Source organism: Peristeroidobacter soli, assembly GCF_004138485.1.
Taxonomy (GTDB): Bacteria; Pseudomonadota; Gammaproteobacteria; order Steroidobacterales; family Steroidobacteraceae; genus Steroidobacter; species Steroidobacter soli.
Map to the genome: position 1 here is coordinate 1,724,183 of NZ_ML142848.1, position 12,366 is coordinate 1,736,548.

At 63.1% G+C, this 12,366-nt stretch carries 9 protein-coding genes; 5 read left to right on the top strand and 4 right to left on the bottom strand.

Translation table 11 applies throughout. The features are described from left to right. Positions 1-152: 152 nt before the first annotated feature. Positions 153-1,364, top strand: coding sequence for a serine hydrolase domain-containing protein (locus tag EKO19_RS07190; RefSeq protein ID WP_157995153.1), 1,212 nt, complete (start codon positions 153-155; stop codon positions 1,362-1,364). Beyond that, entirely contained in the window at positions 1,361-2,746 is a 1,386-nt protein-coding gene (locus tag EKO19_RS07195; RefSeq protein ID WP_129775657.1) for an MFS transporter, read from the top strand. Before EKO19_RS07190 ends, EKO19_RS07195 begins: the two co-directional genes overlap by 4 nt. Here EKO19_RS07195 and EKO19_RS07200 read toward each other — a convergent pair. Further along, complete coding sequence (locus EKO19_RS07200) at positions 2,743-3,483, bottom strand: TetR/AcrR family transcriptional regulator (RefSeq protein ID WP_129775658.1); 741 nt, start codon at positions 3,481-3,483, stop codon at positions 2,743-2,745. The genes EKO19_RS07195 and EKO19_RS07200 overlap by 4 nt on opposite strands. 132 nt (positions 3,484-3,615) lie before the next feature. Between EKO19_RS07200 and EKO19_RS07205 the strand changes: the two genes are divergently transcribed. Then, complete coding sequence (locus EKO19_RS07205) at positions 3,616-5,124, top strand: peptide MFS transporter (RefSeq protein ID WP_129775659.1); 1,509 nt, start codon at positions 3,616-3,618, stop codon at positions 5,122-5,124. A gap of 6 nt (positions 5,125-5,130) precedes the next feature. Here EKO19_RS07205 and EKO19_RS07210 read toward each other — a convergent pair whose 3' ends face one another. Next, on the bottom strand, positions 5,131-6,099 hold the full coding sequence (locus EKO19_RS07210) for an ornithine cyclodeaminase family protein (RefSeq protein WP_129775660.1): 969 nt from the start codon (positions 6,097-6,099) through the stop codon (positions 5,131-5,133). Further along, positions 6,083-7,756, bottom strand: coding sequence for a serine hydrolase domain-containing protein (locus tag EKO19_RS07215; protein WP_129775661.1), 1,674 nt, complete (start codon positions 7,754-7,756; stop codon positions 6,083-6,085). The genes EKO19_RS07210 and EKO19_RS07215 overlap by 17 nt, the downstream gene beginning before the upstream one ends. A gap of 116 nt (positions 7,757-7,872) precedes the next feature. On the opposite strand from EKO19_RS07215, the gene EKO19_RS07220 reads away from it, so the two are divergent. Beyond that, positions 7,873-9,690, top strand: a complete 1,818-nt coding sequence (locus EKO19_RS07220) for an alpha/beta hydrolase family protein (protein WP_129775662.1) — start codon at positions 7,873-7,875, stop codon at positions 9,688-9,690. A gap of 24 nt (positions 9,691-9,714) precedes the next feature. Beyond that, positions 9,715-11,184 carry an alpha/beta hydrolase gene (locus EKO19_RS07225; RefSeq protein ID WP_129775663.1) on the top strand — a complete coding sequence of 490 codons (1,470 nt, stop codon included), beginning with the start codon at positions 9,715-9,717 and terminating at the stop codon, positions 11,182-11,184. Positions 11,185-11,254: 70 nt separating this feature from the next. Here EKO19_RS07225 and ychF read toward each other — a convergent pair whose 3' ends face one another. Continuing rightward, positions 11,255-12,346 carry a redox-regulated ATPase YchF gene (gene ychF, locus EKO19_RS07230; RefSeq protein ID WP_129775664.1) on the bottom strand — a complete coding sequence of 364 codons (1,092 nt, stop codon included), beginning with the start codon at positions 12,344-12,346 and terminating at the stop codon, positions 11,255-11,257. Positions 12,347-12,366 lie beyond the last annotated feature (20 nt).

Sequence of the window (12,366 nt, forward strand, 5' to 3'; positions counted from 1 at the left end):
TGTAGTTTCGAATTTCTAGTGTCACGTTTCCGCACCGAGATCGACCGCCGAAGCGCCATATGGCGCCAGTCCGCACCGGAGATGCCAGACGGCCCGGCTTGACAGCACCCCAATACTGGATGAAACATCGGGTTTGGCTCTCTGGAATTCCGATGCGCCTCATCCACCATTGCTTGCACGCCTGCCTCGTGGCCGGCTGGACATTCACCGCTCAGGCGGTTGCTGCAGATCCAGCTCCCAAGGCACCGGACAAAGCCGCGGTCGAGACGCTCGACACCTTGCGAAAGGAGTACGGCTTCCCCGGCGCTGCCGCTGCGTTCAAGTTCGCCGATGGCACCGAGATAGTCGTGGTGAGCGGGTTGGCCGATCGCGAAACGCAAGCGCCGGTCGAGCCGGACTCGCGATTCATGTCGGGCAGCACAGGCAAGACCTTCGCGGCAGCGACGGCGTTGCATCTGGCGCATGACGGTAAACTGGACCTCGATGCGCCGATCAGCCGCTATCTCGGCGAGCGCGCCTGGTTCTCACGCCTGCCCGGGGGCGCGCGCATCACCACTCGACAATTGCTGATGCATTCCTCGGGACTCATCGACCACGTGTACACCGAAGCTTTCGCTCGCGACTCAATAGCGATGCTCGCGGAGCCGGACAGTGCGCTCACGCCGGAGCAATCGATATCGTACGTACTCGACTCGAAACCGCGCTTCGCGCCGGGCACACGGCATGGCTACACCGATACCGGCTATCTCCTCGTCGGCTTGATCATCGAGCAGGTCTCCGGCCGCCATTATTACGATCTGGTCGCCGACTATTTCTTACGGCCACTGCATCTGGATGGAACGGCGCCAGCCGAGCGGCGCGCGCTCGACGGCCTGGTGCAGGGATATCCGGCGCCCGACATGGGTTTTCCGCTGCCCTCGACCACGCTCGAAAAGCCCGGCGTGTTGCGTTGGAACCCAGCATCGGAATGGACTGGCGGAGGCTTTGTAACGACACCGCGCGATCTCGCCCGCTGGGCATGGCACCTCTATGGCGGCAGCGCTCTGCAGGGTTCCTATGTAACTGATCTCGTCACGGGCATTCCGGCTCGCAACGATGCAGACATGCCGCGATACGCACTCGGCACAGTCGTGTTCGCGAGCCCCGCCGGGCTCGCGTACGGTCACAGCGGCTGGTATCCGGGCTATCGTTCGGATCTCGTGTTTTATCCCGAGCACTGCCTAGCCGTCGCTTTCCAGATCAACACGGACGGCAAGGACTATGGCAACGCGCGCATGGCGGCGATGCGAGACCGGCTGACGCAATCAGTCATCGGCAAAGCAACCTCATCCACTTGTCGGCGCACGAGCGCGGTCGCGCCATGAGCGAATCGTCGAGCGTCACGCGCCTGCCGAGGCGGCTGTTGCTTGGCTATTCGATTGGATCGCTGGGAACGGGCGTGTATTCAACCGTTCCCGCGCTGCTGCTGCTGTACTTCATGACGGACATCCTGGGCGTTCCGTCCGCCTGGGCCATGGTCGCGCTGCTCGTGCCGAAGCTGTGGGGCGCGATCATCGACCCGGTCGTCGGCATGCTGTCGGACCGTACGCGCTCGCGCCTGGGACGACGACGGCCCTGGCTGCTGGTCGGCGGACTGGGGATGAGTCTGACTTTCGTATTCCTGTTTCGCGTCCCCGATTTCAGCGATGTGTTCAGTCGATTTCTCTACGTCGCCGCGGTGTTTGCCGCCAGCGCTACCGCATACTCGATATTCGCCGTGCCCTACGTCGCGATGCCCGCGGAGATGAGCCCCGATTCGAGCGAAAGAACGCGCGTAATGACCTATCGCATGAGCCTGGTGATGACGGGCATCGTGTTGGGATCGGCAATCTCGCCCATGCTCGTAACGCACTTCGGCGGCGGTCGCGAAGGTTATGCGCACATGTCAGTCGTCGTCGGCGCCGCCTGCGCTCTCGCGATGCTGTGCACGTTCTTCGCTACTCACGCGGCGGCCGCAGGAAAACCGCCAGAAGCATCGCACCTGCCGCTGCGAACACAACTGCGTTCGATCGCGAACAACCGGTCGTTCACACGCCTGATCTCTGTGTTCGTTTTACAGACGATTGCACTGGGCACATTCGGCGCCTTGCTGCCGTATGCGATCGCTCGGCATTTGGGGCAGGACGAATCCATGGTCGGCGTGCTGTTCCTGCTGCTGATCGGCTCCAGCATCCTGAGCATGCCGTTGTGGTATCGCATGTCGCGACGCTGGGGCAAACGTCGCTGCCTGATGAGCGCTTCGGCCGCGCATGGATTGCTGATGCTGCCGCTGATGTTCGTCTCGCCGGAGTACCCGCACGCACTGCTCTACATGCAGTTTGCAGCGGGTGGAATCGCATACGCGGCTCTGCAACTCATGCCATTCGCGCTGGTCACCGACATCATCGAGCGCGATTGTCGGGAAACCGGCGTGCGACGCGAAGGTTTGTATTCGGGCGTCTGGACCGCCTGCGAGAAGATCGGCCTGGCGCTGGGGCCGGCGACTGCAGCGGCGTTGCTGGCATCGTCCGGCTACGTCGCCTCCAGCGAGGCAACGACAGTGCAATCGGCCGCGACGTTGGACGCGATCCGCTACGGGCTGGCGATCATCCCTGCCGTCATTCAAATCGCGAGCCTGGCGCTGCTGAGCTCCTATCCCGAGGATCACGCCAGGGGCCCGGTGGGTTCGGTGGAGTCACCCACCGCGCGGACCAGCTCGATTGCCTAGCGCTTTCCGGCGGATTTTGCTTTCCGTGCGTGCGGCGGAGGCGACCAGGCGCGGCCCGCCGGCTCGCCGGGCGGAGCACTGGGTACACCACGTCGAGGCAACACGGGCGGCAGGTAGTTGAGCAAATAAGACACGACCGCGCGCTTGGCTTCGGCGAGATGGAAGTCAGTGATTCGCCCGTGCAGCTCCAGAGAGGGCCGGAACCCTGCATCCACGACGCGGGTGGCAAACGTGAATATCTCGACTGCGTTGTCCAGCTTCGGCCGCTCGAACTGGCGGTCGATGGCGGCGAGCATGCGCTCGGCCTGTTGCTGATAAGCCTGGTCGTGCGCGGGATAGACCGCACGCGAGATCTTCCATGCCGAGAACAGCTGCGCGAAGGCGAGGTCTTCGTTGTAGTTGCTCGCCAGCGCATCCATCAGGCGCTCGAGCATTTGTTTCCACGATTCGGCCGGTGCGTTGAGTGCCGTCAATGTCACCTCCGCGAACCAATGGCCGGCGTGATCGATCAGCGCGGCGAGCAGTTCCATCTTGCCGGGGAAGAAGTGATAGCAAGAGGCCAGCGGCATCCCCGCCGCGCGGGCAATGTCCTGGTAGGTGATCTCCTCGACGTGTCGCTCCCTCAGCAGTTGCACCGTCGTATCGAGCAGCAGCTTGCGCCTGATCTCGCCGCGCTCCTGCGTGTAGGGACGCCGTACGCGAGCGGCAACGCGGGTTCGGGAACGTGTCTTGGGCATGTATGGAACATCCGTTGGTAACGAATGACGCTCTTCGATGAGCGGTCTGTGGCGCGGAGTATAGATGATCGCGGTTGCCGGCCGGTCTAAAACTCGATACCGTATCGATAATTAGTCATACCGGAACCGAGCATGGGGCGCCCATCGGCAGCGATGTTTTTGAATCATCCCCGCGGACTCGCCGTACTGGTCGCGCTCAAAATCTGGGAGCTGTTCAGTTACCAGGGCATGCGCGCGTTCCTGGTGCTCTACCTGATCGCGACGTTTGCGCTCGGAGACGCCGAGGCCGCGGTGCTGTTCGGGTCTTACGCTTCTCTGGTCCTGGCCACCGCGGTGTTCGGCGGTTTGATCGCGGATCGTTGGCTTGGCGCCAAGGAGCCGATGATCGTGGGCGCGTGCTTGATCATGGTCGGGCATCTGGGACTGGCGCTGGAAAACTTCCTCGGCGGCCGAGGCTTGCTGCAGCCGGAAGCCATCTTCGACATGTTCTGCGGCTCGCTCGCGGTCATCGCGGTCGGCACGGGTCTGCTCAAACCCAATGTGCTGAACCTCATCGGCGGACTGTATCGACGCGATGATCCACGGCGCGACACAGGCTACTACCTGTACTACATCGGCGTGAACATCGGCAGCTTCAGCGCGCCGCTGGTGTGTGGCTATTTGAGCAGCCGTTATGGATGGGCCTATGGCTTCGCCGCCGCGGCGCTGGGCATGGCGGCAGGCCTGCTCGTACTGGTCCTTGGAAGACGACACATCGTGAGTGCCGAACAGGACGAGAGCGCCACACCGCGCGTTATCACGCTGCGACATCGATTGGGGATCTATGCGAGCGTCGCTGCGGCAATCGCGCTGGCCGCGTTGCTCATTCAACAGGGCGTCGTGCTAGCGATGCTCCTGGCAGCGACGCTGATGTTCGGCGCGGTGTACCTGCTAACCGTGGCGAAAGCCCATGGCAACGAGGCGACAGCCGCCGTTTGGGGATTTTTCGCGGTGATGCCCGTGCCGGCGCTGTTCGTCATCCTGTTCGAACAATTCTCGCTGTCCGTCAATCTGTTTGCCGATCGCCTGGTCGATCGTGACTTCTTCGGCGCAACGTTCGCCGCCCCTCAACTGCTCTCCCTCAACAGCATCTGTGTGCTGGTCGTCTTACCGCTGCTCGCGATGGCCTGGGCGGCGCTGCGCGAACGAGGTGTGGATCCGGCGACCACCACCAAGTTCGCGGTCGGCTTTGCTCTGATGGCCATCGGATTCCTCGTGCTGACGACTGGCGTCGTCGCCAGCGCCGGGCGTGTCGACTTGAAATGGGTGGTCGCCGGCTATGTGCTGATCACGGTGGGTGAGCTTTGTATCGCACCCCTCACCTACGCCATGGTCGGCAAGACGCTGCCGAAGCCGCTGGAAGGCGTAGGCATGGGGCTGCTGCAATTGTCGTTCTCGATCGGCAATCTGTGTGCCGGCCTGTTCGCGACGCTGGGCGCCGTCCCCAAGGGCAGCTCCGACATACAGATCAAGGAAATCTATGCCGAGTTCTTCGTCATGGCGAGCCTGCTGGGAGTCGGCGCAGCCGCCTTCTGTTTGTTGATCGGAAGATGGTTCGCGGCTCGCGATGCGCGAACGGCGCCGCAGCGACTCCCCGCTTGATCCTGCTTAGAAGTCGACCTCGACCGCCGCGCCCGAACGCAGCGCCGTGGCCAGAGCGAATTCAGCGATCGCGAGATCCTGCAGCGCCATGCCGGAGCTGTCGAACACTGTGATTTCATCCTCGCTGCCGCGGCCCGCCAGCGCTTCGCAAAGTACTGCACCCAACGGACGAATGAGTTCGGGCCGAAGCACGCCAGCGCGCACCGCGGACTGAAGCTCCCCGATCGACGTCGACTGAGCCGGCACGTCGGCGAAACAGGTAGCGCGCGCGATCAGCTCGACATCGAGTTCCTGCTTGCCCGGCGCATCGGCACCCATGGCCGAAACGTGAGTTCCAGGGCGCACCCACTCATTCATGACCAGAGCTTGTCGCGATGCTGTCGCCGTCACGACGATGTCCGCTTGCCTGACGGCCCGATCGATCGGTAACGCCTCGCACGCCAGCTTCAACTGCTGCTGAACGCGCTCGGCGAATTGGCTCGCGGTCTCAGACATGCGGCTCCACACATACACACTTTCGATCCGACGAACGGCGCATACCGCCAGCAAGTCGTACCACGCTTGATGACCAGCACCGATGATCGCAACCGATCTCGCATCCTTCCGGGCAAGCTTCCGGACGGCGACACCGTCGGCGGCGGCGGTACGTAACGCAGTGAGATGCGTGGCTGCAACGATCGCACGCACGGTTCCTGTGGCGTCATCCAGCAGCACGGTCGTCGAGCCATGACTGGCCAGCCCTCGCGTACGATTCGATGGCCAGTACGTACCCACTTTCATGCCCGGCAAGCGCTTCGATCGGATCAGCCCGCTCTTGATGGCGAAACCGTTGCCTGGATCGGAACCGTGCCCCGCTACGACGGGAAAGACTTCGGCCGTGCCCGCGTGCAGCGCACGGAATACCTCGTCGATGACCTCGATGGCATCGGCCATCGTCACCAGCGCCTGGGCGACGGCTTCACTGACTACATACATGCTTTGCGACCGATGCTTCGGCGGGCGAAGGTGACGGCGTACCGGGCCGGATCGAATCCGTCAGCGATCCGATCCACGAAGCCCCGGCGGGATTGAGATAAAGAACACAATCGATTTGGGCTCGAGCGGCAGCGAGATCGCCGCGCGCCACGTAGGCCGACGCCAGCGACGCATGCGCGTAGGGCGACTCAGGGAACAACTCGACGTTGAGCGCAGTCAGGCGTAACGCATCGGCGAGTGCCTGCGTCCGATTCTCAGCCGTGGAGAACGCCACGATAGCACCGGCCACGTCCGTCGCAGTTCGTTCTCTGATGAACATGCGGCTGTTCGGGTCGAAGAATTGCGCGCGGATGCCTTCGATAGCGGACTCGATACCTTCAGTCGCGTACAGCATATGCAGATACGAGTGGCCATGCTCATGACACGCGTTCTGCTGAGCCACGCCCGCGCCATCGAGCGCACGCCGCCAGCGGCACAGCACATTGACGAGCACGCCGTTACCCGCTTCGCCATTCGCCAGCACCACGATGCCCTCGCCCGACTCGGGCACCACCATCGCCCAGGCTTTGGTGCCCCAGATGCTACCGCCATGACCGATGAGTCGGCGCCCGTCCGGCAAGCTGTAAATGAGCGGCCCCACACCGTAGCGCGCGATCAGCGGCTCACGCACGGCTTCGGGTGCCAGCGCGATTGTGAATGGACTGGACGACGGCTCTCCCGCGGCAGGCGAGATTGGAGTGGTCAGCAGCGTGCGCGTCGCGGCGGAAATACTTGATTTGGAGTCTTCGCGTAAGAAGACCGACTCCATGAAGGTCGCAAGATCGCGTGCGCTGATGGCGAGTGACGCGGCACTCTCCTCGGTGAAGTAGCGCCTCGGCGCGCGAGTGCCGTCGGGATTGTGAACAGCAGCGACGTCCTCGCCATCGGCGAATTCGGCCGCGAAGCTCGCATGCTTCATTCCCAGTGGTATGAACAACTCCCGTCGCGCCAGCTCAGGCAGCCTTCGTCCGGTGACATCTTGCACCGCTTGTTGAACCAACGCGTAGTTCGCACCCGAGTACATCCAGACCGAACCCGGTCGCCGAACGATTCGCACCGCCGTACTGGAGCTCGGCCGGCCGAGCAACGAATCGCCGAGCGTCGCACTCGTATCGCGCTCCAAGCGCCCCAGATACGAGACGGCCGCGAGCCCGGCACTGTGCGACAGCAAGCGACGCATCGTGACCCGCTCGAAATCCGGATCCGCCGGTAAAGTCACGCTCCGCGAATATCGAGCGATGGGAGCGTCGTAATCGATTCGTCCCTGCTGCGCGAGACGCGCCACGAGCGCGCTGAAAACCAATTTGGAAATCGATCCGACCTGAAACGCGGTATCCGGCGTTACCGTGCGATTCGTCGTACTGTCAGCGACACCATAGACGTGAAATCGGGTCGGCTCCCCCGCCCGTAGCAGCGCGATGGCGACGCCGGGCGTGCGGTATTTGGCGGCGAGCGCGGGGACGACGCTGCCCAAGGATTCCTGGAACTCCGCCACGGCGTTGCGCTCCGCACCGCCGGCGGTGGAGGCCGCCACCAGCAACGTTAGAAGCAGCCATCCACGCCGCCATTCACTGGGCGACTCGGCCGGTGGCCGAGCCCGATTCTCTGTCGACATCATGCAGCGATCCGTCCGGTGAACTGGGGCGCCCGTCAGGCCTGTGCTTGACAGCCTCGTTGAACAATACTAGAAATGATATCGAGTTTTAACTCGAATACAACTCTGGCGGAATCGAAGTGCAAGCACGCCCCTGCGGGCCATGGAATGCGATCGAGGTGGACGCTGTGATCGCTGCCGATGCAATCGAAGTGAGCGAGCTGGCCGGCGACGCGGCTGCCGCGTACGCGTTGATCGCGTCGCCGACCCCGGATCGAGGTCCAGCGCTGCTCCGCCTGGAGACTCAGACGGCTGTATCCATGAGCACGGCCGGAGTCGCGATCGGCAACTCTGTGCACGGCTACGGACTGCATTCGTTGGCAGCGATGCCCGGTGGCGTAGTGGCATGCGAACGCGAATCGACGAACTTGCAACTGCTGCTCGCTGACGGCGAGACCCGAACGATAGAGGTCGACGTCGATGGCGCGATCGGCGATCCGGTGTGGCACGCAACCTCACGACACGTGCTTGCCGTGCACGCAGAGCCCGGCAAGGCCGACCGTCTGATCGACATTGGTTCAGTGGGCGATAGTCGGACGGTGTTCGAATCCGATGGAATGCTGGCAAGGCCCGTGTGCGGACCCGACGATCGGGTCGCTTGTATCGGCTGGCAGCTACCATGGATGCCGTGGCAACAGTCTTCACTGTGGGCGGGGTCGATGCAGGCAGGCTCGTTCGCGCGCGTGCCGACGCCCGCCGGGGCGGCAGTCGCACAGCCCATGTTCACCGCACACGGGCAGCTCTATTTTCTATGTGACGCGACCGGTTACTTCGAGCTGTGGCGCTTCGATGGCCGCGACGCCCGACCCGTAACGCAGCTCGATGCGGATATCGGCTTGTCTCTTTCTCGCCAGACGAGCCGCAGCGTTGCGTTCCTCGGGGAGGATCGAGCGGTGGCAGTCGTGTGGCGACGTGGAGTCTCCGAGCTGTGTTCGTTGGACCTGGCGAGTGGAGCGACGAGCACGTTACAAACGCCTTCGCCGCCTGCCGATCAAGTCCTCTCGCGAAACGGTTGCCTGTGGTACACGACCTTACCCACGGAAGGCGCTGTCGCTATCCGTTCGATAGATTCCTCGCAATCGGATCGCGCCGTATGGAACGCACCCGCAGTCGACTCGCCAGCAGCACCTGCGCCCATCACTGTCACGCTCGACGCCGCTGATGGCGCGCGCATCGATTCATTTGTGTTTCGCGCAGTTCCCGAAAGGCGGCGTGGAATTCTGCTGATCAACCTGCACGGGGGGCCGAACAGCCTTGCGCCGCGACGTTTGAAGGGCGCGCTGCGCCTGCTGCGTGATGACGGCTTCGACGTCGTCGAGCTGAACTATCGCGGCTCGGCGGGTTTCGGCCGGCGCTACCGCAGTCGATTGGATGGACAGTGGGGTGTCGCGGATGTCGAAGATGTGCTGGCGCTGAGCCGGCATCTGGAAAAGCTTGGCGTTGCGAGCCGCGCTCGAACCTTGTTACGTGGTGCCAGTGCTGGCGGCTACACAGTTCTCAACACACTGTGCCGACACGATGGTTTCGCCGGTGGCATCGCCTATTGCGGCATCAGCGACCTGCAGGCGCTGGGCACAACCACGCACGCCTACGAGTCGGGCCTGCTCAAGCACTTGGCAGGCGCCGCGGATCTCGCCGACCCGCGCTTTATCGATCGCTCTCCCATCCATCGAGCGGAACATATCTCGGCGCCCCTGCTCCTGCTGCAAGGAGCAGCCGATCGCGTAACGCCGCCGGAACAGTCGGTCGCGATTGCGAAGCGCATGCGCGCGCACAACCGCAGCGTTCAGCTGCACATATTCGACGATGAAGGACACGGATTCACGCGCCTCGAAACATTGCGCCGCTGTGCGTCGCTGGAGCGCGATTTCCTCATCGAAGCGACTCGTCATTTTTAGCTCGACTTATTCTTGGAGAAACCAGTGAAGCAGCTCACCATCCGGCACGCCCTGCTCGGCACGATCGCCTTGCTTGCCGCTGCCTCGAGCCTGGCATCCGCAACCCCGCCGCGTTTCATCGAGCAGGACTGCAAATTGCCGGCGGCAGGCGTACCGATGCGCTGTGGGGAAGTCATCGTTCCAGAGAGTCGTGACAAACCCTCGGGACGCACCATCGCACTGGCAGTTCAAGTCGTGCTCGCCAATCGCCAACCGAAACAGCCGGACGGCATCGTGGTTCTTGGCGGTGGTCCCGGCGAGATCCTCACCGATAAGGCCGCTGCCGTAGCAGTCGGTGAGCGCGATCGCGATCTGATTTTGCTCGATCAGCGCGGCGTCGGCATGTCACGCCCCGTGCTGTTGTGTGAAGAGGGCCGCCCCGAGGAACGCATCGAGGGATTTCTGTCTCGGGCGGAGCGTGACCGTCGGCTCGCCGGTTGCGCTCAGCGGCTGAGTCAGTCGGCGGATCTATCCGCCTACTCGACCAGGGAGAACGCCGCCGACGTGGTCGATGTCATGCAGGCGCTGGGCTACGAGAAGTGGAATATTCTAGGTGTATCTTACGGTAGCCGGCTTGCCCTCACCGTGATGCGCATGCAGCCGAAAGCGCTGCGCTCCGTGGTTCTGGACTCGCCGTATCCGCCACAGGTCAACGGCTTCGACATGCAGCGGCCGCAGTTCTTCGCTCAGCTCGATGTCATGTTGGCGGACTGCGCCGCGAATGCCGGGTGCGCCGGTGCCTTTCCGAACCTTCGATCACGCGTCGTCAAGGCTTTGCAAACGATAGCGCTCGAGCCGGTGCAAGCGCAGGTGCGTAGCCATCGCGGCGGCCCGGCGCAAAGCGCCAAGGTCGGGGCTCGTCTCGTGCTCGGCGATCTGCGCAGCGCCATGTACGACCCGGCCGCACTACCGTTACTTCCGGCGGCACTCAACCGGCTGGCCAATGGAGATGTCGCTGGTTACTTCGCGATGCTCGACGGTCCGCGTGGCGTGACCGACCAGGTTCGGCCGATGCGCCCCGAGCAGTTTGCCTTCGGCATGCAACTGTCGATTCAATGCCAGGACGATCAAGCGTGGGCGAAGGGCAATCCGGTACGCGGCGACTGGCCACGCGAGGTCGCGGACTCGTATGGCAGCGGCTATAACATCGACGACTGCAAAGTCTGGAAGGTGCGCTCGGCCGATCGCTCGTTGCACCTACCGGTGCACAGCGATGTCCCCGTACTGATCCTGGCGGGACAGTACGATCCGGTGACGCCGCCCGAGCTGGGCCGACTGTTGCTGGCCGATCTCAAGAATGCGCGCCTCATCGTCATTCCTGGCGCCGGCCACGCGCTGACTCGGATGCCTTGCGGCCGCTCGCTGATCGATCAATTCGCCGCCAACCCGACCGGGGACCTGGATGAGCGCTGCGTGGCCGAGGCCGCAAAGTCGTTCAAGTTCCGGACCGAGTGAGAGCGACGATTTCGGCCAAGCTTCGCTGCTGTTGACGTCTGCTGCCAGCCACAGACGTCGATAGCTTTCCTCAGACGTTGAAGCGGAAGTGCATGACATCGCCTTCGTCGACGATGTATTCCTTGCCTTCCAGACGCAGCTTGCCGGCTTCCTTCGCGCCCTGCTCGCCCTTGAAGTTCACGTAGTCGTTGAACGCGATGACTTCCGCACGGATGAAGCCTTTCTCGAAGTCCGTGTGAATGACGCCAGCCGCCTGCGGCGCCGTGGCGCCGACGCGAACGGTCCACGCGCGCGCTTCCTTCGGACCGGCGGTGAAATACGTCTGCAGGCCGAGCAATTTGTAACCCGCGCGAATCACGCGATTCAAACCGGGCTCTTCCAAACCGATGTCCTTCAGGAAGTCGGCGCGATCGGCTTCTTCGAGCTGCGCGATTTCGGCTTCGATCGCCGCGCACACAGCAACGACTTCTGAGTTCTCGCGCGCCGCGAGCTCACGCATCGAGTCGAGATGCGGATTGTTGGTGAAGCCGTTCTCGGCCACGTTGGCCACATACATCAGCGGCTTGATGGTGATGAGATGCAGCTCGTGCAGCAGCTTCTTCTCTTCCGGATCCTTGATCAGCGAACGCGCCGGCTGGCCGGAATCCAGATGGTCCTTGAGCTTTTTCATCAGGTCGCGCTGTTTGATCGCGTCCTTGTCGCCCGCCTTCGCGGCCTTCTCGGCGCGCTGCAAGCCGCGCTCGACGGTGTCGAGGTCGGCGAGCGCGAGCTCGGTGTTGATGACTTCGACGTCATCGAGCGGCTTGATCTTGCCCGCGACGTGCACGATGTCGTCATTCTCGAAACAACGCACGACGTGCGCGATCGCATCGGTTTCGCGAATGTGAGACAGGAATTTGTTGCCGAGTCCTTCGCCCTTCGACGCGCCGGCGACCAGGCCCGCGATGTCGACGAACTCGACCGTGGCGGGCAAGCGCTTTTCGGACTTGGCGATGCCGGCGAGCACATCGAGCCGCGGATCGGGCACGGGCACGATGCCGACGTTCGGATCGATGGTGCAGAACGGATAGTTCTCCGCCGCGATCTGCGCGCGCGTCAGCGCGTTGAACAGAGTCGACTTACCGACGTTGGGCAGACCAACGATGCCGCATTTAATTCCCATGGAAGTGACTACTGACTGAT